Here is a 21,788-nt window from a genome sequence, read left to right on the forward strand (position 1 = left end):
GCAGTTGGTTGTGTTTATACTTTAGATAAGCAGCATTTAGTTGATTAAAAGCAATTTTTAATTTATACAATCCAAATAACCTAAATTGAACATAAGCAAGTATGAGCTGCGACTATCAATCGTTTCGGACATAAAAAGGAATGTTGGCTGTAGCAAGGTTACTGTTACCATCGCGCACATATAAATACAACCGGTAGGCTCCCTCGCGTTTAGGTGTTTTCAGAGTAAGTTTATTATCATCGAAGCCAGACACCAGCCCCGGAATCGGTGCTGGTGTTTTTTCATTTCCGGTGTTTCCGTCTTCGCTTTTTACTTCCGGCAATACCTCCCAATGCAAACTAACAGAATCCTGGTCGGGGTCGAAAGTATAGGCTACGCCCTCGTATTTTTGTCCGGGGTGCAGGTAAATCTGGTCAAATGCAAACTGGTCGTTCAGTTTAAGATATGCAATGTATGGCGCTTTGTTTTTGGGTTCATCACCAGTCCACAGTTCCTGCATTACCCGCACCATTTCCGTTTCTTCCCCATTGCTGTTAATCATACTAAACCATGTTGGAGTGGTTTCCTGCTTATCGCCCCATAAAAACACATAAGAGCCAAGGCACTGCATAGTGTCTTTCGAGATAACTTCTTTATAAAATCTTCTTGTAAGTTCTGCTTTTTCAGAGCTGGTTTGTTCTATAGGCGCCATCCACCAGGTATAGTATGACTCCCAGTAACCCCGTGCTCCGAACTCCGAAACAATGTATGGCCCCTTCCAGTCTGTTTTCGCCAATTCGTCGCGTAAGGAATATAGCCCTGCAAACGAGTTGACAGACAGAATATCAAGGGCAGGGCAGCGTTCATTTATCAGGTTCACTACCTTTACCGGCACGTTCATCACGGTGGTGGTGGTAGGATGGTCAGGGTCTACTTCGTGTATCATTTCGGCAATCCCATTAACGGCATCCCATACTTTTACATTAGACCCCTCTGCATAAAGTTCGTTGCCTACTCCCCACATCAGCAGCGCCGGGTGGTCTTTATACTTAAGCACCACTTTCTTGAGCTCTTCACGCTGTAGCTTAACAAGTTCCTTATCGTAATAATTAAATCCTTCCCTCTCACGTGCCATCCACAGGCCCAGTGTTACCGTTAGTCCGTTTCTGTGGGCCTCATCGAGTATTCGCTGGGCATCATCAGTATGCCATACCCGCACTGAGTTGCCTCCGTACGCGGCCAGCCTGTCGTAGTAATGGTATCCGCCTGCTCCTTTTATATAGTATGGCTTTCCATTTCGGTAGAGTATAAATTTGCCGTCTTTTTCTTTTACCACTTCTACCTTGCGGTTTTGGACTTTATACTTCTCCTGCCTAGCCGACTTAGACGAGCACCCCACCCAGAATACAAAGAAAGAGATGACTACTGATAGAGTTACCAGCAAAAATGAACGCTTATAATTAAACATAAGGGCGACAATATATCATTATAAAAAGATTAAAGTTAAAATATATGGTAAACTTCAACCTTTAAAAGCATGGTAAGTATAGTTACGTGGATAGGGTGCATATGTTCACGGCTCAAGATGAGGCAATGTGATGATAGGCCCGCGCAGAGTCTGCGATGAAACGAATTACTGATCCTATTTATCCCTCTTACATGATGTCTTCTTTAAACCCAGAGCATCTTATAGCACAACAAAATAAACCAGACCTTGAAGTGGCTCCTAACCCGAAGGATGTTCATGCTATCCGGTTTATGATCATACTTGGCCTAATAACCATGGGCCTCTTCCTGTATTGGTTTCTGGACGAAGATCATGTTGGATATGGCCCACTTTACTGGCTGCTTACCACTGCCCTCGGTTTTAAACTGCTCCGAACTTTGCACGAGTGGTACCATTATTTTGATGTAAGCGTACCCGTAAAGCCCCGACTCAGAACAAAGTATAAAGTAGATATACTAACAACAGCCTGCCCAGGGGAGCCGCACAGTATGATCATCGGCACCCTAGAGGCAATTCAACAAATAAGGTACCCACACACCACCTACTTATGCGACGAAGGTGACGATCCGGTTTTAAAAGCTGCTTGTAAACGCTTAGGTGTAAAGCATATAACCCGTACTTTAAAGATAGACGCAAAAGCCGGCAACATAAACAATGCCCTGCAGCAGGCAACCGGAGACATATGCCTGATACTGGACCCAGACCATGTGCCACAGCCTGAGTTTCTGGATGAGGTGCTCCCTTATTTTGAAGATCCTGATGTGGGTTTTGTGCAGGTAGTGCAGGCATATAGCAACCAGAAAGAAAGCCTGATAGCTTACGGCGCGGCAGAACAGACCTATAGTTTCTATGGCCCCATGATGATGGGCATGAACAGCTACGGGACCGTACAGGCTATCGGTGCAAACTGCACCTTCCGCCGTAAAGCCCTTGACAGCATTGGCGGCCATGCAGCTGGTTTGTCGGAGGACATGCACACGGCCATGCAACTGCACGCCAAAGGCTGGAAATCGGTATATGTACCAAAAATACTTACAAGAGGCCTGGTGCCAGCAACACTGGCTGCTTACTATAAGCAACAGATAAAATGGGCACGCGGTACTTTTGAGTTACTTTTCGCAGTATACCCTAAGTTGTTCAGGCATTTTACCTGGAGGCAAAAAATCCATTACTTTACCTTGCCGCTTTATTACCTGTTCGGTGTGTTTAATTTATTCGACTTTATGATTCCGGTGCTGGCACTTATACTTGCCGAGTTTCCGTGGTATGTGTCGCTTGGCGAGTTTGTGGTAATGTTTATGCCTTTCTTCTGCATTTCTATCTGTATCAGGCAGTTTGCGCAGCGGTGGTACCACGAAAAAAACGAAAAGGGCTTCCATATGTTTGGCGGTATACTTCGTACGGGCACATGGTGGATCTTTGGCTTAGGCTTTATCTATTCTATACTCCGCGTAAAGGTGCCTTACATCCCAACGCCTAAAGACGATAAGCCTAAAAACAATTTCCTGCTTAGTATACCCAACATACTGGTTTGCCTGATCAGTATCGGTGCCATTTTGTACAGCCAGTACAAATACGACCACTTACATAACAACCCATATGTGCAGATGATGGCTATGTTTGCATTAACAAATGTGATTATTGTGGCGTCTATTGTTGTTATCGGGCAGGAACGCTTTATGGAATGGGTGAGGCATCATGTGCTGCATGCCTCTATACTTCAGCCGGCTATAATGCCGCTCAGACTGGCCGTACACCGTACACGCCATGGTTTTTACGATGGCATACGACACCTTGCCTATGCTGTAGTTATTGTGGCGGCCATCATTTCAGCTGCTTACACAGCCGGCCGAAGTCAGCTAAGCGAGTACATAAAACCGCTGACGGCAAAGGTAGAGCCTAAGCTTAAAGACCCTCAGGCACTAAAAGTTTTTTTCACTAAAGATAAATCCGGCCATCCCCAAAAGGATTAAAGATAAATTCCTTAACCCCATCTCCCTGCTTTCGTTAAGATAGAGAGTAAAATCGCTATTAAATAACCTTAAAAACGAAAGCTATGAACAGAAATCAATCAGATCAGTATGGAATGAACGAAGGCTACCAGACCCGGCGCTCTGAACGCTACAGGCACCCGGAACGGGATAGCAATTACCGCTTTGATGACTATGGCTCACCAGCAAGGGGTGGATATGGCGATGAAAGCCACAGCGGAACCTGGGGCAACCAGGGTAACGAAATGGGTGGTTCACGAAACCTAAGTGGCAGAGACAGAAGCGGCACGTACAGTACATCTCGTAACTTTGGCAACATGGGCAGCTACGGCGGCTCGCAGGGCTATGGCAGCAGCAGAGGAGGCTACCCAACACAGCGCGAGGAAGGCTCCGGCTCTCTTTACCACTACGAAAGCGGTATGGGAACTCGTTCCAGCTCACCAGCACAAGGACGCCGCTCTTATGGCTATAGCAGCGACTACGATAGCCACGGCTCCGGTTACCACCACGACGACACTCCTGAAGACCTTTACGGCTCAGATGTTTCCAGAAGATTCCAGGGCACAGATCAAGGCCGCTACGACTTTGACCGTAACCGCACCCAAGGCCGCAAAGACATGAGTGACAACAGCAACTACTGGGACCGCGACAATTATGACTCATCGGGCTATGGTGGCTCAGAAGGAAGCTACATGGGTAGTGGATACAATCGCACCACCAGAGGATCCGACATGGGCGATTACGGCTCTATGGGCTCTTATAGCAGCGATAATTATGGTATGAGAGGCTCTTCCGGTAGTGGTTACGGCCAGCGCCAGCAACACGATCCGTATGCGCGCGACAGAGAAAATGCCCGCATCCACCATCCGGACAGCGATTATGACTACGACCCAAACCATGCTTTTGACAGCAGAAAAAGACCGGATTTTTTAAGCAGCCATAACCGTGGCAGAACCTGGAACAGGGACAGAGACTTTGACAGATACTAAGTATAGAATATTTAAGACTAAAGAGGCGCAGCATATTTGCTGCGCCTCTTTAGTTTTTGGCAACAGGTGGCTGAATACAGAAACTCTTCAACTCGCGCATACTGCCGTAAAAAACATTGCAGTCTACGCTGCCTTTTATACCTTCTATTGCGCCTCTATCGGTGTGCTGCCAGAAAGAAAGCAGGGTTCTGGCGTCGCGTTTAAGCTTTAGTTCCTGTACATTATAATGGGCAATCCAGAGGGGGTACTCATCAAAATAGCCTTCCAGGTAATCTTTGTAAAAGCTGTAACCAGTATAAATGATAGGTTTAGCACCATATTTTCGTTCTACTTTCACCAGCCATTCTTTCAGGTCGCCACGGAAATGATTCAGCGGCATTTTACCTCTAACTTCCACATCCAATACTGGAGGCAGGTCGCCAGGACCCAGCGTTACAGTGCTGATGAAATTCTTAGCCTGCAGGTCCGGGCTTACGTTTGGCAGGTAAAAATGGTAAGCTCCCCTTATAATACCGGTTTTACCAGTGTTTTCCCAGTTACGTTCAAAAAAGCTGTCTTTTAATTTAGCACCCTCTGTAGCCTTCAGGAAAGCAAACGATACATCATTCTCTTTTACTTTTTCCCAATTGATTTTTTGCTGATACCGCGACACATCTATTCCCAATAAGGTACTTCCCATTGGGCTGTGCCCTTCCGGCCATGCAGCTTGCCGCTTAACGCCAAAAAACTCTACATAGAGCACCACCACTGCAATGGCAGCCAATACCGCAATCCCGATCCAGAATGGTCTGGTTGACTTCTGGGGCTTCTTTTTACCTCGTGGTTTTCGGGGTTTTGAAGGTTTTTTAGGCGATGCCGTCCGTTTAGCAGTTTGTTTATACTTTAGAGCCGGCTTTTTAATATTTTTTATACTTGCCAGCGCCATTTTTTCGTCGCGTGTAGCCTTGTCTTCAGGCCAGAAATCCATCTGCTTTGGCATAACTATACAAGCTGGCCTACACCCGACATATGCTCCAACTGTTCGCCGCCTGTAGTTAGGTAACCTTTCATAACATCAGCGGTAAGGCAGGAGTGAACCGGCAAAATCCCCATCAGATCACCTATTTTATACTTTCCGAACATCTTCGGTGTGGCTTTTACAATACCGTGCTCCTGCGACAGCGAACCCAGTTCAATGCCTTCCAGCGGTTCAGACCAGCCATTATCCGCAAGAGCCACAACACGTCCGAAAATAACCGAGCCATCAGCTAGCTGAAGCGAGTCCTTGGAGAAATGCACACTGCCGCCGTAAAGTATGATCTCGTGCCTGTCGGGGTGCAAGGCCACTACAGGGCAAGCCATGCACACTGCTATATCTGCGTAGTTACAAGAGCCAATATGCTCTTGTGTGAGGTCATAAAAAACAAAATTGCCTGGCCTGATCTCGTCTACCCCGCTCAGATCTTCCAGTATACTGCAGGACGGAGTGTCGCCCATGGAAAGCTTTAAATCAGGAAACTGTGCTTTATAGCGATCACGGAGCAGGTGCAGCAGGTAAACAGACGTGTTATGGATAGACCGTATGGCTTCAACTTCTGTTTCTTTATACGTATGACCATCATGCGTTAAAAATCCTTCGAAATGCAGCCTATCGCTTTTATGAATCAGATTCAGCATCTCGTCCAACTCTATATGTGCGTGTGGCAGGATACCCGTACGGTGGTAACCTGTATCTATTTTAAGCCAGATACGAACTGGTTGCTCCAGGCCCTTGGCCAGCGCTTCTACGGTTTCAAGGTTTACGGCAACCAGATGCAGATTTACCTTACCTGCCAGCAGGTTTATACCTTCCATCTCCAGAATGTTTGCCGGAAAAGCTACCAATATGTCGTTCCAGCCATGGCGGGCAAAATACCAGGCCATACGGATAGAAGAAACGGTAATAGAATCGATGTTAAATTCACGGAACCACTCTCCTACCTGTGCCGACTGGTGCGTTTTAAAGTGCGGACGCAGGCGTACGCCGCTGTTTCTGGCTTTCTCTACCATCCGCTGAATGTTGTTAAAGGCTTTCTTCTTATCCAGTAATAGCGTAGGAGTGGTTATGTTCATCGTTACTAAGGTAATTTATTGCAGGATGCTGTGAAGGTACTAATCTTTCGCCAAAAAAGCTGCGTGTAAGTATGGCTCTTGTTTTGATACTGCGTTTAAACATTTCGTCTTACCTTTGCCCGAACACCGATTAGGCTATGAGCTATTTATACCTTAAAGCGCTGCACATTATTTTTGTGGTAACCTGGTTTGCCGGGCTGTTTTATATCGTGCGGCTTTTTATATACTACACAGAGGCTTCTGAAAAACCGGAACCGGAACGCAGCATACTTCAGCAGCAGTTCTCTATTATGCAGAAGCGGCTGTGGTATGGCATTACCTGGCCATCTGCTGTACTTACACTTATCTTCGGCACCAGTATTGTCATAACACTTCGCCTGTACGATCCTTTCCCGGGCTGGCTGATCTGGAAAATAGCTTTTGTGCTTGGCCTGTATGTGTACCACTTTCTTTGCCATAGCATCTTTAAACAACAGCAACAGGGTATCCTTAAGTATACTTCTACCCAACTCCGCGTCTGGAACGAATTAGCCACCCTTTTCCTGATCAGTGTTGTGTTTTTAGTGGTGTTGAAAAGTGCTTTAAGTATGGTTTGGGGAATTATAGGACTTATACTTTTCTCTGTTATCCTGATGCTGGCGATACGGGTTTATAAAAAGGTTAGGGAGAGGTAAAGAGGTAGAAAGTTTGGGAGTTAGAGAGGTGGAAGCTGCTATTCTATCGAGCTGCTGTTCTTCCTTAGTCTTAATTGCTTATCGTTTCATTTTTGGCTTTAGTTTGCTCACGGCCGCATGGCCTCGTCCTCGGGCATCGCGCTGCTTTCGCTTCCTTTGCTCCTGCGTCGCAATGCCTCACTTCGTTCGTCACCGGAACCTCTCGAGGCGCTCTTTCTCGAGGGCCCCTTCCCCCACCCAAGGACTGAGATCGACACTTCTTAGCTGGCGGCTTCTACAAAAGAAACAAAATATAAATTCCCCTCGAAGGGGCTGGGGGTGAGTTGCATGGCAGCTGCCGCTTAACCTCCCTTCCACCAACATCCTTGACAGGATGACAAAAAGAGAGGAGTGGAGTGGATTGACTTTTATACTTTTTCTATAAAACGACGGCTTCTGCCAGGTGCACCAAACGACGGTCCACTGTTGGGGGTAGGGGCCCTCGATAAAGAGCGTTCAGCGAGTTTGGAGCGTCCCCGAATCAAGTTCGGGATGTGCCACTTGACTTTTTTGCCTACTTATTGTGTCAAGTAGGATATCCCGAACTTGATTCGGGGACAAAAATTAGGGCCCAGCCGGCGAGGCGAAAAGCCGGCTAACAGCATTAAAGCTTCATGGTGCATGAAAAGAACAAAACTGTTCTCTCAAAAATGTTCGAGAAAACAGTTTCATTTAGACTAACAGCTTTCCCCCTCTCCTGTCTTCTTCCGTCATAATTTCTTATCTTTGTACAAAGCATTAACTTATGAACAATACAGCACTAAAGGCAAACGAGAGAGAATTAATAAAGCTGATACGCTTTTTTAGTAAGCGTGCCAACTTATTAATGGAAACGGGAGAACTTAGCCAGGAACACGAGCAGCTGACAAGCGCATGCCAGAATCTGGAAGCACAACTGTATAAACACGCAGAAAACCGTGCTGCCATACTTGACAAGCGTGAACGCCTGGAGAAGGTAATCGAAGATAATGCCTTTTGCCCCAAGTGCCAGAAAGCGGATATGCTGAAGAAAAACGGCGTAGCCAACAACGACTACGGCTGGAAATGCAACACTTACCGCTGCCGCCGCTGCAATACCACCTTTACCTGGAACAAACCCAATAACCCATGGCACATGGCCGAGTTTCTGGAGATGTATATTCAGGAGTTGGAGCAAAGCCTGCACACACAGCCAAACGAGGAACTAAGACAGCACACCGAAGCAGCCATTCCACAACTACAGGATAGCCTTTATAAGCTGCGCCCCGTGCTGCAGACCTCTGACGAGGAAGTAGAGGCACTGGCAACAAAAGAAAAGGAAATGGACCGCATGATCCACCAGTTTAAGAACTACCTGATGATCGAAAAGATAAAGCTGGACACTTACGAGGAACCGGAGGAGTAGTTTTTAGTTGATGGTTATTGGTTATTGGAGTTAGTTGCTAGAGATTTGTGAGTGTAGAGACGCAATACTTTGCGTCTTTCTTGCCAGCCTGTACCTGCCTAGACAAATAAGTATTCCCTCTTCTAATAACCAATAACCAGCAACCAACAACTAAATTCCCTGTACAAACCAATACCAGAAAGCCAGTGTGATAAACGATATCGGTATGCCAAAACCTATCATCATGTTGGCTAGCTTAGGTTTTAAGCCATACGTTGCCGCAACTATACAGGCCGTTATCATTGGTGCCATCGCTGCCTCAACTATCGTGATCTGTATCATTTCTCCCCGCAAGCCAAGAACACCTACATACAACGTATAGATCAGTAAGGGAGCAAGTATAAGCTGATAAGTCAGGCCTAATGCCAGAAACCGCCAGTGTTTGCTGCGGCGCTCTATGCGCAATTGCAACCCAACAGAAATTAGTGCCAGTGGAGTAACTGTACTTCCCAATCGCTGAAACACCTCCTTTACATCATCGGAAAAGTGGAGATTAAAAAGGTTTAAAAGTATAGCCAGCACAAACGTGAAGAAAGGCGGAAACGTGAGAATCTTTTTGGTGATGGCCTTAGCATCTGCTTTGCCCCTGGAGAATGCGGCAGCCACTGCAATACCTACCGTAGAAAGTATAAAAAAGGAACCCGGCTGATCGATAAGTATAGCCGTTTTAAGTCCCTCCTGCCCGTAAAGCGCCTCTATTACCGGGAAACCGATGAACGAAGTATTACCCAAGCCGGCAGTAAGTATAAGGCAACCTGTGAGTTTACGCGACCAGCCAAAGGCTTTACCCAAACTCCAGAAAAACAAAGCAGACCCTGCAAAGCATATCCAGGCCACCCCAACCGGTAGTAGCACCGTTCTGTCCAGCGTAATTTCAGGTATAAAATATAAAGCCAGCGCTGGCAACGAAATATAGATGATAAACTGGTTGAGCACCAGCGGGGTGTTCGTTGGGAAATTACGAATCCGCTGCAGCAGCACACCAAGTATAAGACATCCGAATAGAAGTATAAAACTGCTCATCGTAAACAGGCCGACAGCCGGCAACCCAAAGTATAAGCTGCAAAGGTAGATTTAATTGCTGATTGTTGGCTATGTACGAATGAAGATGAAAAAAGACACTACCTTACTTAACATATTATTTCAACTACAGAAGCCCTATTTATTTCCATCAAGTATTATGGGCTGCTGTAGTTGAGATGATGTCAATTTACTGTATCACGATGCGGCGCACCACACGGGTATTATCCGTAACTATACTTAAAAAGTATACGCCAGCCGCCAGGCCTTTTATATCGAGTTGCAGTTTGTTGGCTGCTCCCGCTTTTATAGGCTTGGTAACATCCAGCACGTTTGCCGATTGCGCGTTGGTAAGTATAAATTGCATCTCTCTGCTCTTTACATCACTTATATTAATATTCAGCGCTTTTGATGCAGGCACCGGGTATACTTCTACGGCTTTATCCAGTGCCTCTCGCTCTGCTGACGTTACTGCTCCGGTATAGGTTAACTTGTAAATGGCATGGGCGGCATCATCCGAAATAAACAGGCTGCCCTGTGCATCTATGGCAATATCAACGGGGCGGCTGTAAGCTTCTGTAGAGTCTGAGTTAAGGAAACCTCCAACAAGGTCTATCTGGTTGCCGGGCAGCCCATTCTGCCAGGGGAAGTATACTATCTTATAGCCGGTGGCTTTAGAGCGGTTCCAGGAGCCATGCAATGCAACCAGTGCACCATTGCGGTACGCCTGTGGCATTTGTGTGTTTTGGGTAAAGAGCAAACCTAGTGGCGCAGAGTGCGCGTTTATGCCTTTGCTGATGCGGTCCATGCCGTTGCAGTCTACAGTATTGTTGGGATTAAGCTGCACATCATTGATAAAGCCCATGTTGTTCATGCCCTGACGTTGGTCAGGGTTACAGAATGGCCAGCCATAGTTACCGCCATCGCGCACCAGCGTTATCCCTTCCGGTGGATTATTATCAACATAGCTCTGTATTACTTTACCGTAATTGCCGGTACCGTCATTAAATGGGTAGGCAATATTGTCGCGCTGGTTCAGGGTTACCCACAGGTTGTTTGTACCCGGCACAAAAGCCAGGCCTTCTGCGTTGCGGATCCCCTCTGCAAACAGGCGGCCACCTGTACCGTCGGCATTATACTGGTAAATGGCGCCGCGTTTCGGGTTGCTCTGTGTATCTTCTATGCAGGCGTTGCATGTAGAAGCAATGGATACATAAAGCTTGTTATTACCATCGAGGGCAATGTTTTTGAGCACATGGCCATACTTGCCTTGTAACTCAGATAAACTTTCGTCGGGCAGATTGGCTACAATAACCTGCTTATTCTGGCCCCGCTTGTCGCCGTTTGTGTAAGTGTAACGGATTATCTGGTTCTTCTCAGCAATATACACATACTGCGTAGTTCCTATTTTATGGAACACAATGTCGTGAGGGCGCTGCAAACCATCAGCAAAATCAAATTCTTCCAGGCCTCCACCTTGTAACTGCCTTATCCCTTTAATTTTACCATCCCAGGGCATCGATACAAACAAATCGCCATTGGGGGCTACAGCCATAAAGCGTACGCCACTTACCCTGGCAAACACCTCCAGTTTAAAATCCGGTGGTATAGTTGCAAAGCGATCCACGGCAAAAACGCCGGAACGCATAGTCTGTGGCACATCGATTTTAACAGTAACAGAAGCAGCCTGAGGTGTATTTTGGGCTTGTGCTGCAAGTGGCAAAGCAAGTACCAGGGCAGCAAATAAGTTGAGTAGATATTTTAAGGGCATAGTATAAGCGTTGTATCCAGACTTCCTTGTATCCAGACTTCCTTTTATCTGATTTTGGGTGGAAAGGTTGCAGCTGGAAAGTATAATTTAGTAAGTAATTTGCCGTGTATAAGTTGACTGGTGATAAGGTATCCAACTGACCCTCTCCCGAAACAAGTCCGGGATCTTTGACTTGTCTAAGGCACAGAGTACTGCTGTTAGTCCTGAAATGTAAGCTCTTTAGCTTTTGCTTAACCTACCTCCTGCCAAGATCTTTCCAAAATGACAAAAGGGAATGACTTTAACTATTGTGATGGCAGATGAAAGAGTAAATATGAATTCCCCACTTAGGGTTAGTGGGAACGAGAGTGTGAAACTAGTGAGCGTAGCTCTAAGGAGTTTTAGGGGTAGCCGGACCAGGCAACGCAAAAGAAAAAAGCGGTTATACTTCAAGAAGTATAAACGCTTTAAACAATCAGAAATCGATAATTAAATTGCCTTCGCCTTTTCTTTCAGCCAAGCCAGTTCTTCTGCTGTTAAGTGCGGGCCTAGCTTTTCCACTACCTTTTGGTGATATTCATTCAGCCATTTTACCTGGTGTGCCTCCAGCAATTCCTTTTTAACTGGCGTAGTATCGATCAGGGCAAGCGTGAGGTGCTCAAAAGTATAAAACTCGGCAAAATCGTTTGTTTCATCCTTCACCGTCAGCACCAGGTTTTCGATACGGATGCCGTGCTTGCCTTCACGGTAAATACCAGGCTCCACAGACGAAATCATGCCTAACTCAAGCGGCACATCGGTAGGCGTTGGGTTAAGTACATGCGGCCCTTCATGCACGTTGAGGAAGAAGCCTACACCGTGGCCGGTGCCGTGGCCGTAGTTGCGGGCATAGTCCCACAACGGCTTGCGGGTGATGGCATCTATCTGGTAGCCTTTAGTGCCTTTTGGGTAACGTGCCGTAGAGCCGTCTATCATGCCTTTCAGCACCAGTGTATAATCTACACTTTCCTCTTCTGTCAGGTTGCCTAAGGATACCACCCGTGTGATATCGGTAGTACCGGAAGTATACTGTCCACCAGAGTCTACCAGGAAAAGGCCATCCGGCTGCAGCTCTGCATCACTTTCTTCGGTTACTCTGTAGTGCGGTAGTGCGCCGTGTGCTTTATAACCCGATATTGTATCAAAGCTTTCACCTACAAATCCTTCTTGCTCAGCTCTAAACTCACGTACTTTATCTACTACTGTCAACTCCGTAATTCTGGTCTTTCCGATATTCTCTTCCAGCCATTTAAAGAAACGTGTTAAGGCTACACCGTCTTTCACCATAGTCTGGCGCGTGAACTCTGCTTCTGCATCGTTTTTCTGGGCCTTAAAATAAGTGGTAGGGTTGATATCCTGTACCACACGCATCGACTTTAGCAGAAGCTTGTACAAGGCATAGCAGTTGCGGCGTGGATCAATAAAAATACTGGCACTGCCAGGTAAACTTATGATGGCTTTCTCGATCAGGTCGTATGGTTCCAACTCTACTCCGGCTTTATGTAGCCGCTGCTGGTCTTCTTCTGAAAGTTTGGCCGCATCCATAAACAGCATAGCTTTATCCTGGCTGATTAGCGCGAAGCTAAGCACCACCGGATTGCACTTTACATCTGAGCCACGCATGTTAAACAACCAGGCCAGATCATCCAAAGAAGATATCAGGTGGTAATCGGCTCTATACTTTTTAAGGGCAGTGCGCAGCCTTTGCAGTTTGCTCTCCATCGACTCTCCTGTTACCTCCTCGCCTAACAGGAATGCAGGCGATGCAGGTAGCGAAGGCCGATCATGCCAGATCGGGTCAAGGTAATCTCGGTCGCTATTAATTTTAAGGCCAAGCGGTACAAGTTCAGCCTCCAGTAGCTGTGCCAGGCTAACTGAGATCAATTTTGCGTCATAGGCTACAGTTGCGCCTTCAGGCAAAAGCTCTGCCAGCCAGCCAATATATTCCGGTGCATTCTGCACCCTTAATTTTGCCAGCTCAAAGCCTGTACCTTCTAACTGCTCGTTTGCCTGTACAAAATAGCGTGCATCCGTCCAGAGATGGGCTGCATCTTCTGTAATAACTAACGTGCCTGCCGAGCCTGTAAAGCCTGAAGCAAAGGCAATACACTTATACCTGTCTGGAACATACTCACTTATGTGCGGATCTGCCGATGGAATGATGTAGGCACTTATGCCCTCGCCTTTCATCTGGCTTCGGATGGCTGCTAGTTTCTCTTGGTAGGTCATGTATAAATCAGTTTTCGGTTTGAAGCAAATTAAGGAAAGATGGGGAGAAATGCCGAAGAACTTTATTTTTCGCTTATCTAACCCAATTGCTTAAGGCAAATATTAGAATAAGCTATATAATCCGGGTAATATATAATTATTAATTTTCAACAAATTAAGTACATAACACGCTTTTAACTTCAAAAAATTAACCAAATTTGCGCTTTCATTTATCCTGCTAACCAGTGTTAAATAAGTTTTTAGCTTCAGGCTCCCGCAATTTAAAAATCAAGATTTTAGCTAGCCTTGGCTTAACGCTTGTACTTGCCCTACCTATACAGCTTTTCTCACTAGAGTTAAATAAAGACCTGCATGAGACGCAGGACCTTGTTTCTCATACACACGAAGTGATGCTCAAGCTTGAGGACATAAATACCGGGCTTACTGTCCTGGAAAGCAACACCAGGGGTTACGTTATTAGCAGAAACACCTCCTTCCTTGCCAACCACAGTGAATTAAAGATTAGTATACTTGCAAAACTAGCCACTATTCAGCAGCTCACATCCGACAACCCTTCTCAGCAGCAAAAGATAGATCAGATAAGGCCGTACATTAATGCCAAGGTAAAGTTCACCGACTCTACCATAAAGCACGATGAGCAAACAGGAATTGCCATGATCAGCTCAGGGTATGGGAAACAGTTAATGGACACCATCCGTGAACAGCTAAAAGGCATAGAGCAAACTGAGATAGATTTGCTGCAACAGAGGATGGAGGAAAGCGAGGAACTCTCCGATTATGTAAACATCATCAATATCATAACCACACTCCTCATTGTGCTGGTTATACTTGCTGCGGTGGTGTTTATTTTTATTGATATTAATAAGCGTGAAATTTTAGAGTCTGAGTTACGTGAAAATGAATCCAGGTTAAAGCAGTTTTTCGAAGCACTGCCAATCGGAATTACTGTTAGAGATGCCGCCGGAGACCTCTTTTTCACTAACAAGCAGGGAAGAGATACACTGCATAAAATTTTCCAGGATGGCCCTACTCATAACTTGCAACAACTGGTTAAAGACCATAGAGTAATCAAAGCAGGTACAGACGAACTTTATCCGCTGGAAGAAATGCCTGTAATGAAAGCCCTTACAGGCAGTAGTTCTATGGTGGATAACATTGAGATCCGAAACCATGATAATAGTATACTTCTGTCCGAAATGGCAAGCCCTGTATACAATAGTCAGCAGGAAATTGTGTATGCTATAGCAGCTTTTGATGATATAACGAACCGCAAAAAAGAGGAGTTTGAGTTAAAGCAGGCAAAAAAGGCAGCAGAAGAGTCTTCGTTGGCAAAAGAACGCTTCCTGGCAAATATGAGCCATGAGATTCGTACCCCGATGAACGCCATACTTGGCTTTACAAACCTGTTGCACCGCTCTCCCCTGGATGCAGAGCAACAGCAGTTCGTTGAAGCCATTCGATCATCAGGTGAAAATCTGCTCACCATAATCAACGACATACTGGACGTATCAAAAATACAGGCTGGCATGATGCAGCTGGAAGAGATACCTTTCGGCTTAAAACCGCTTTTCGAGTCGCTGCAGGTTTTGCTACAGAACAGCGCCCACGACAAGAGCCTGAAGCTAACTATAAATTGCCAGGAGCAAGTGCCGTGGTTACTCATCGGAGACCCCGTAAGGCTTACTCAGATCATGTATAATCTGATACAGAATGCCATTAAATTTACCTCGAAAGGAGGAGTTTCTGTGGATGCGCGTGTTAAAGAGCAGGATCTGGGCCAGAGTTGGATAGAAATTACCGTTTCGGATACCGGCATTGGTATTTCGCAGGATAAGCTCGACAGTATTTTTGAGCGCTTTAGCCAGGCCACAACAACTACTACCCGTGAGTTTGGCGGTACCGGTCTGGGCTTAACAATTGTAAAAAGCCTGATAGAGCTACAAGGCGGTAAAATAAGTATAGACTCTGTTTTGGGCAAGGGTTCTATCTTTACGGTTTTGCTTCCTTATAAAAATGCCTCAGAAAACGACCTTATACTTTACAGCGAACAATCTCATTTAGAGGCAGGTACAGTTCAGCTTAAACTTCATGTGTTAGTAGCTGAAGATAACCTCCTGAACCAAAAGCTTGCCTATAGAGTTTTGAGCGATATGGGCTTCACTGTTGAGATAGCCTCGAATGGCAGCGAAGCAGTAGAATTACTTAAATCCGGCAAGCACTTCGATGTTATTCTGATGGATATACAGATGCCTGTCATGGATGGCTACGAGGCGACCAGCATTATAAGAGAGCAGCTTACTATTGATATTCCGATTATGGCCATGACAGCACATGCTATGAGTGGTGAAAAGGAGAAGTGCATAGCGTTTGGCATGAATGATTATTTATCTAAACCATTCAAGGCCAACGAGCTGCAAAGCAAGATATACATGCTGCTTGGGGCCGATGCCGCATCTTCAGAAACAGAATTCTCTCCGGTTGTGCCGGCACCTACAATTTATGATCTTTCTTATCTCATAAACATGTCGGGCGGCAATACAGATTTTGTAAAAGAAATGGTGAACTTGTTTCTAACACATACACCTATAGAGCTAGACAAGCTGAAACAAGCAGTAGAAGGTGAACAGCTGGCACAAGTGGTTGAAACCGCGCATAAGTTAAAGTCTTCTGTAGCTATGATGGGAATAAAAAGTATGGCTGAAGGGCTGTCACAGCTTGAAAAACGCGCTAAAATTTCCAGTGGTCTGAATACTTTAAAGCCACTCTACGAAGAGGTTGCCCGAATAGGTGAGACAGCCATAGATGAACTAGTTACCTGGTCTAAAGCAGAAATAGAAGCATAATTGTAATTTCGCTGGTAAAGCCTTAAAGTATAGCAGCTTAATAGCCTTGCCTTATTATTAGACAATTTGCTTGTTAATTTTTAAATAAAGATTCTACACATTATGATCCTGATAGTTGAGGACGATGAAATGATATTGAGAGCGCTGGAATTCAGGTTAAAGAAGGACGGCTACGAAGTAACAGCGGCAAGAAATGGCAAAGAGGCAATCGAAAACTTGAAAACTTCTTCCTTTAAACTTGTAATCACAGATCTGATGCTGCCATTTATAATGGGCATGGAGCTTCTCTCATACATCAAAACCAACCACCCTAATGTACCGGTTATAGTACTGTCTGGTGCCGATGAGGAAACAACTGTGATCGATGCCTTTAAATTAGGAGCCGACGATTTTATAGCCAAACCTTTTAGTCCTGGAGAGCTGTCGCTGCGGGTAAAAAGGCTTTTAGTACGTCAGCCTTACGCTGGATGAGTCTGTTACAAAAAGTAAAACTGTTTGCTGTTATTTCATTTGTAATAGTGGCAGGCACAGTTAGTGCTCAATCAACTGTAAACGCAGATTCGCTGCTGCAACAGGCACAACAGGCAGCACAGCAGGGCAACTATAACACTAGCCGCAAACTAGCCAGAAAGGTACTGGTTGTAGCTCCTGCATATACTGATGCGGCCATACTTATAGGCAATACCTACACCTGGGAGCAGAAGTATGACTCTGCCAGCGCCGTACTAAAACCGCTCTTGGCCACTGCCCCATCACATGCCGAAGTATACCTGGCTCTTGCCCAGTTGGGTCTCCGATCCAAAGAACATCCTGAAGTTATACTTTCTTATGTAGACAAAGGATTAGCTATCGCTCCGCAATCGCAGGAGCTTTTGGAATATAAGATCGGTGCATTAATTGAACTAAAAAAGTATAAAGAAGCCGACCAACTGCTGGAGTCGCTGACTGAAAAAGGTATTACGTATAAAAATATTAAAGCGCAGTTGCACAACCTGGCAAGTATAAACAGTATTCGTACAGAGTATCAGTATGCCACATTTAACACAAATATACCAGACTGGCACCTGGCTTCTTTGGAGTATACCCGCCTGATCAAGCCCGGAAGTATAAGCGGCAGAGTTAACTATGCCAACCGCTTTGAGCAGCAGGCACTGCAGGGCGAGTTGGATTTCTGGCCAAGGCTAAATGACAAAACTTATCTCTATCTGAATGCCGGCTTTTCTGCCAGCAAGCTTTTCCCGGATTACCGTGCCGGCCTGGAAGTGTACCGAAAGCTGCCACTTAACATGGAAGTATCTTTGGGAGCGCGTACATTAGTTTACTCCAACGAAACCATATGGCTTTATACAGGCCACATTGGCAAATACTGGGGCAAATACTGGGCAGGCATCAGGCCATTTATACAGCAGCAACATAGAAAAGTACAGGCGACAGGTATAATTCAGCTAAGAAGATACTTAATAGATGAAGACCAACACCTGACATTAACCTTAGCCAAAGGCAGCACTCCTGCCACACAGGTTGGTTTACAGGAAATTAACAGACTGGATGCCAGCAGAGTGGGCATAGAAAGCAGGTTCAGGCTCGGGAACAGTTGTTACTGGGGTGCTTTGTTACAGTACGAGCACGAAGAGCTAAGCAAAGAAAGCTCACGTAACCGCTACACTACCAGCTTTTCGCTGCAATACAGGTTTGAGTAATGGAGCAAACTTTACTAGACATACTTCCTGCCATAGATGATAAGCTTGTTCAGTTTAACCTTTACCTTACTGCCGGTTTCGTAGGGCTTACGCTTGGCCTTATTGCATTTATACTTTTAAGCAGGTTGCGCTACGGCTTTAGGTTTACCCGCCGCCGAAGAACAGAGGAGGATATACAAATCTTTCTTACTTCCTACATTTTTGAAGACCATACCGATGAGGACGCCCTGACAGCTTTTGCCAGCCATTATATTCAGAAAAGAGGGCACCGCCAAATCGTGCTAGAAAACATTGTATCGCTTCACAAAAACCTCATCGGTGAATCTGCCGATAAGCTCAGGCATCTGTATCAGCAGTTGGGCTTGCAGCAATATTGCAAGCAAAAACTATATTCCGGATATTGGCACGAAATAGCCAAGGGCATCAGCGAACTGGCTGACATGGGTATAAATAAGTATAGCGAACTGATCCGTACATTTATCAACCATCCTCATCCCACCCTTCGCTCTGAGGCACAAATCGCACTGCTAAAGCTTAAGTCTGATGCACCGTTTTCTTTTCTGGATGACCTGAAAGAGCCTCTCCTGGATTGGCAACAACTGCAGTTGGCACGAGCTGCTTATAAATCACATGTTCTAACAATCCCGAATTTTGAACGCTGGCTGGGTAGCAAAGAGGAAAGTATAGTTATTTTCTGCCTCCGGATGATCTCATTCTATGGGCAGCACAGCGCTTCTGATACAATACTTGGTTTGCTGCAGCATCCGTCTGCCAAAGTACGGGAGGAGGCCATTATTACGCTGCGTCAACTGGAGACCTGCGATGCTGTGCCGATGCTTACTAACATGTTCGCCAACGAAAGTACCGATATTCAATTAGAGATATTAAGAACACTCCCTGCCATTAGTGACAGGCAAAGTATACCATTTTTTGAGCAAATATTAGGCGTTGAGAACAGACGTCTGCAGTTGGCTGCTGCCAGAGCCTTGTGCCAAAGCGGCCAGGAAGGCAAAAGCAAAGTACTGGCGATAAAAAATAACCCGGAACACGCGTTGCAGCAACTGGCGGCGACTGCACTTAGCTACAAAGTATGATAACAGAGCTAATGAACCAGTACATCAGCTATACTGCTGTCTTTTTCAACCACCTGGTGCTTGTTTACGCATTGTGCATCAGTGCCAGTTATGTTGTGCTGGCTACAATGTCAGCAATTGCCATGAAGCAGTATAAAGAACGTAACAGCTTTGTAGATTACCGCACCATACTTGCTTCCCAGTTTTCGCCGTCTGTCTCGCTTATAGCCCCGGCTTACAACGAATCGATGACGATAGTTGACAATGTACGCTCACTACTGGCATTGCACTACAATAACTATGAGGTTATTATTGTAAACGACGGAAGCAAAGACAATACCCTGGCACTTCTGATCGAAGCCTACGAACTCGAGAAAATAGACCTGCTACCCGACAACCAGGTCAAAACCAAACCTATCCGGGGAATCTATAAAGCTAAAAATCCGGCGTACCATAAACTGGTGGTGGTAGATAAAGAAAACGGCGGCAAGGCCGATGCTTTGAATGTAGGTATCAATGTGTCATCAAATAAGCTGATTGCCTGCATAGATGTAGATTGTGTACTGGAATCGGACTCGCTGCTGAAGCTGGTAAAGCCGTTTATGGAAGAAAAAACGCCGGTTATTGCTACAGGAGGTGTCATTCGCATTGCCAATTCCTGCGTAGTGGAAGACGGCCGCCTGGTAAAAGTAGAGGTGCCTGATAAATTTATTCCGAGGGTACAGGTGCTGGAGTACTTCAGGGCTTTTTTGATGGGACGTATGGCATGGGCCCATGTAAATGGTTTGCTGCTTATATCGGGTGCATTTGGTATGTTTGATAAAGCCACTGTAATAAAGGCCGGCGGCTATAACCACAATACCGTTGGCGAAGACATGGAACTACTCGTGCGTATGCGCCGCATGCTCTACGAAGAAAAGAAACCATGCAAAGTAGCCTTTATCCCAGATCCGCTATGCTGGACGGAGGCACCCCAAACCTGGGATATACTAAAAAAACAACGCAACCGCTGGACCCGTGGCACTGCCGAAACGCTGCTGCTGCACCGCAAGATGATCCTAAACAAACGCTACGGCATACTTGGTCTGGTTAGTTTACCAATGTGGGTGCTGTTTGAGTGGCTGGCTCCGCTGATAGAGTTCCTTGGCCTGTTGTTCTTTATTATACTTGCCATACTTGGTTACGCTAATTGGTTGTACTTTTTCTCTTTTCTGGGGCTGGTATACTCGTTTGCTATTATGGTATCGGTGTTTGCTATCTTATTTGAAGAGCGGTCTTACCAGCAGTATAAACGGCCAGGTCACATGCTTAAACTGGTACTAACAGCCTTGCTTGAACCCTTTCTGTATCATCCGGTTACGGTTTGGGCAGCTGTGAAAGGCAATTACGACCTGATAACAGGCAAAAAAAGCTGGGGCGAAATGACACGCGCCGGTTTCGCACAAAAGAAGAGCTAAGGAACTGAAGAGCCTGGTAGAGCGAACTGTATTGGTGGCAGAGCATGCTACGCTGGAGGCAATGGACTTTAAGGCATAGCAAAGTTCGGCCAAACCCGGCGAAAAAGCCCTGCCAGCCGTCGGCACTATGACCCAGAACGAGATGGAAGCTTCCATGATCGCTAAATCAATGGCATACTACCAGAACAACATCAGCAAAGTAGCCCGCGCTAGGTCTAAGAAGAGCAGCATTATACCGTTGCCTTGATAAGTTTAACATCCCTTATGACCAGCGCAGTAAATTTATACTTTTCGCTGTGTTTGTGTGCACACTGCCGGGTGTGCAGGCCTGCCACCTGCTGAAGCAAAGCAAGTATTTGTTTCTGGGATGGAGCGTCTCATACTTTGCTCGATCTTTATCACCACTTAACTTTACAGGTCATTTTTTTAACCGCTTAACCTGATTAGGGTCGACATAGAGTATATAAAAGACAAAGGCTTCTCTATCTCTTTTACTACAGTCGGGCAAAAGGATCTGGAGGGTCTTGCTAATGTATATAACCGCATGATAAGCAAACTGCGGCACGAAAGAGTGGTGCAGGCTGAAAAGCATTTTTTACTTGAGAAACTGATTTAGGCCTGGATTAACAATGGTACGCGATATACTTGTGAACCACAGTTATGCTTTCTCCTGAACCAGTAATGACACAGGCCAAACGCAGTTTGTGATAAATACAGATTAAAGCTACTATATAAACTAAATATCAGCTTATTACAGACAAAAACCTAAACAGCAATAGTACAACTCCCCTATCCCCGACGTACTAGCTATCAGCTGTAGCTAGCTAAGGCCCATACTCCTGCCTTTTACTGTTTACCTTTTAAAACATTTGGTGAGTCTTTGAGTAGCATTAAACTTATTTAATTCCCTTAAACTAGTGTGTTAAGTATAACTTTTCCTGTTAACTACTAAATTATTTTAACGAATGTAACCTTTTGAAAACT

At 45.6% G+C, this 21,788-nt stretch carries 15 protein-coding genes; 9 read left to right on the forward strand and 6 right to left on the reverse strand.

Features of this window, described 5'->3' with window-relative positions:
- Positions 1–115: 115 nt before the first annotated feature.
- Positions 116–1,447, reverse strand: coding sequence for a glycoside hydrolase family 2 TIM barrel-domain containing protein (locus K0O23_RS06445; protein WP_219876585.1), 1,332 nt, complete (start codon positions 1,445–1,447; stop codon positions 116–118).
- A 191-nt stretch (positions 1,448–1,638) separates the two neighbouring features.
- Between K0O23_RS06445 and K0O23_RS06450 the strand changes: the two genes are divergently transcribed.
- Both K0O23_RS06450 and K0O23_RS06455 read left to right on the forward strand, forming a co-directional pair.
- Entirely contained in the window at positions 1,639–3,459 is a 1,821-nt protein-coding gene (locus K0O23_RS06450) for a glycosyltransferase family 2 protein (protein ID WP_246596964.1), read from the forward strand.
- A gap of 83 nt (positions 3,460–3,542) precedes the next feature.
- Positions 3,543–4,466, forward strand: coding sequence for a hypothetical protein (locus K0O23_RS06455; protein ID WP_219876586.1), 924 nt, complete (start codon positions 3,543–3,545; stop codon positions 4,464–4,466).
- 49 nt (positions 4,467–4,515) lie between these two features.
- On the opposite strand, the gene K0O23_RS06460 is transcribed toward K0O23_RS06455, so the two are convergent.
- Together K0O23_RS06460 and K0O23_RS06465 are read right to left on the reverse strand one after the other, a co-directional pair.
- A complete protein-coding gene (locus tag K0O23_RS06460) occupies positions 4,516–5,445 on the reverse strand; it encodes a glycoside hydrolase family 25 protein (RefSeq protein ID WP_246596965.1) in 930 nt (309 codons plus the stop codon).
- Positions 5,446–5,447: 2 nt separating this feature from the next.
- Positions 5,448–6,557 carry an alanine racemase gene (locus K0O23_RS06465; RefSeq protein ID WP_219876587.1) on the reverse strand — a complete coding sequence of 370 codons (1,110 nt, stop codon included), beginning with the start codon at positions 6,555–6,557 and terminating at the stop codon, positions 5,448–5,450.
- Positions 6,558–6,694: 137 nt separating this feature from the next.
- Here K0O23_RS06465 and K0O23_RS06470 point away from each other — a divergent pair, with 137 nt between their 5' ends.
- Positions 6,695–7,231 carry a CopD family protein gene (locus K0O23_RS06470; RefSeq protein ID WP_219876588.1) on the forward strand — a complete coding sequence of 179 codons (537 nt, stop codon included), beginning with the start codon at positions 6,695–6,697 and terminating at the stop codon, positions 7,229–7,231.
- A 784-nt stretch (positions 7,232–8,015) separates the two neighbouring features.
- Positions 8,016–8,654, forward strand: a complete 639-nt coding sequence (locus K0O23_RS06475; RefSeq protein WP_219876589.1) for a hypothetical protein — start codon at positions 8,016–8,018, stop codon at positions 8,652–8,654.
- 150 nt (positions 8,655–8,804) lie between these two features.
- Here the strand turns inward: K0O23_RS06475 and K0O23_RS06480 are convergent, their stop codons facing one another.
- From K0O23_RS06480 to K0O23_RS06490, 3 genes are all read right to left on the reverse strand, one after another.
- Positions 8,805–9,716, reverse strand: a complete 912-nt coding sequence (locus K0O23_RS06480; protein ID WP_219876590.1) for an AEC family transporter — start codon at positions 9,714–9,716, stop codon at positions 8,805–8,807.
- A 187-nt stretch (positions 9,717–9,903) separates the two neighbouring features.
- Positions 9,904–11,484, reverse strand: coding sequence for a T9SS type A sorting domain-containing protein (locus K0O23_RS06485; RefSeq protein ID WP_219876591.1), 1,581 nt, complete (start codon positions 11,482–11,484; stop codon positions 9,904–9,906).
- 468 nt (positions 11,485–11,952) lie between these two features.
- A complete protein-coding gene (locus K0O23_RS06490) occupies positions 11,953–13,731 on the reverse strand; it encodes an aminopeptidase P family protein (RefSeq protein ID WP_219876592.1) in 1,779 nt (592 codons plus the stop codon).
- A gap of 224 nt (positions 13,732–13,955) precedes the next feature.
- Here K0O23_RS06490 and K0O23_RS06495 point away from each other — a divergent pair, with 224 nt between their 5' ends.
- From K0O23_RS06495 to K0O23_RS06515, 5 genes are all read left to right on the forward strand, one after another.
- A complete protein-coding gene (locus K0O23_RS06495; protein ID WP_219876593.1) occupies positions 13,956–16,574 on the forward strand; it encodes a CHASE3 domain-containing protein in 2,619 nt (872 codons plus the stop codon).
- A gap of 102 nt (positions 16,575–16,676) precedes the next feature.
- On the forward strand, positions 16,677–17,045 hold the full coding sequence (locus tag K0O23_RS06500) for a response regulator transcription factor (RefSeq protein ID WP_219876594.1): 369 nt from the start codon (positions 16,677–16,679) through the stop codon (positions 17,043–17,045).
- Complete coding sequence (locus K0O23_RS06505) at positions 17,042–18,274, forward strand: YaiO family outer membrane beta-barrel protein (protein WP_219876595.1); 1,233 nt, start codon at positions 17,042–17,044, stop codon at positions 18,272–18,274. The genes K0O23_RS06500 and K0O23_RS06505 overlap by 4 nt, the downstream gene beginning before the upstream one ends.
- Positions 18,274–19,368 (forward strand): HEAT repeat domain-containing protein, encoded by a 1,095-nt coding sequence (locus tag K0O23_RS06510; RefSeq protein ID WP_219876596.1) that lies wholly within the window; start codon positions 18,274–18,276, stop codon positions 19,366–19,368. The genes K0O23_RS06505 and K0O23_RS06510 overlap by 1 nt, the downstream gene beginning before the upstream one ends.
- Positions 19,365–20,804: a glycosyltransferase family 2 protein gene (locus K0O23_RS06515; RefSeq protein ID WP_246596966.1), complete on the forward strand. Its 1,440-nt coding sequence runs from the start codon at positions 19,365–19,367 to the stop codon at positions 20,802–20,804. The genes K0O23_RS06510 and K0O23_RS06515 overlap by 4 nt, the downstream gene beginning before the upstream one ends.
- Positions 20,805–21,788 lie beyond the last annotated feature (984 nt).

It is taken from the genome of Pontibacter aydingkolensis (assembly GCF_019443125.1).
Classification (GTDB): domain Bacteria; phylum Bacteroidota; class Bacteroidia; order Cytophagales; family Hymenobacteraceae; genus Pontibacter; species Pontibacter aydingkolensis.

Excerpts from the sequence above, each read along its gene's own strand:
- K0O23_RS06465 (WP_219876587.1), bottom strand. The coding sequence starts at position 6,557 with ATGAACATAACCACTCCTACGCTATTACTGGATAAGAAGAAAGCCTTT.
- K0O23_RS06470 (WP_219876588.1), top strand. The coding sequence starts at position 6,695 with ATGAGCTATTTATACCTTAAAGCGCTGCACATTATTTTTGTGGTAACC.
- K0O23_RS06500 (WP_219876594.1), top strand. The coding sequence starts at position 16,677 with ATGATCCTGATAGTTGAGGACGATGAAATGATATTGAGAGCGCTGGAA.
- K0O23_RS06450 (WP_246596964.1), top strand. The coding sequence starts at position 1,639 with ATGATGTCTTCTTTAAACCCAGAGCATCTTATAGCACAACAAAATAAA.
- K0O23_RS06445 (WP_219876585.1), bottom strand. The coding sequence starts at position 1,447 with ATGTTTAATTATAAGCGTTCATTTTTGCTGGTAACTCTATCAGTAGTC.
- K0O23_RS06485 (WP_219876591.1), bottom strand. The coding sequence starts at position 11,484 with ATGCCCTTAAAATATCTACTCAACTTATTTGCTGCCCTGGTACTTGCT.
- K0O23_RS06460 (WP_246596965.1), bottom strand. The coding sequence starts at position 5,445 with ATGCCAAAGCAGATGGATTTCTGGCCTGAAGACAAGGCTACACGCGAC.
- K0O23_RS06480 (WP_219876590.1), bottom strand. The coding sequence starts at position 9,716 with ATGAGCAGTTTTATACTTCTATTCGGATGTCTTATACTTGGTGTGCTG.
- K0O23_RS06475 (WP_219876589.1), top strand. The coding sequence starts at position 8,016 with ATGAACAATACAGCACTAAAGGCAAACGAGAGAGAATTAATAAAGCTG.
- K0O23_RS06515 (WP_246596966.1), top strand. The coding sequence starts at position 19,365 with ATGATAACAGAGCTAATGAACCAGTACATCAGCTATACTGCTGTCTTT.
- K0O23_RS06455 (WP_219876586.1), top strand. The coding sequence starts at position 3,543 with ATGAACAGAAATCAATCAGATCAGTATGGAATGAACGAAGGCTACCAG.
- K0O23_RS06490 (WP_219876592.1), bottom strand. The coding sequence starts at position 13,731 with ATGACCTACCAAGAGAAACTAGCAGCCATCCGAAGCCAGATGAAAGGC.
- K0O23_RS06510 (WP_219876596.1), top strand. The coding sequence starts at position 18,274 with ATGGAGCAAACTTTACTAGACATACTTCCTGCCATAGATGATAAGCTT.
- K0O23_RS06505 (WP_219876595.1), top strand. The coding sequence starts at position 17,042 with ATGAGTCTGTTACAAAAAGTAAAACTGTTTGCTGTTATTTCATTTGTA.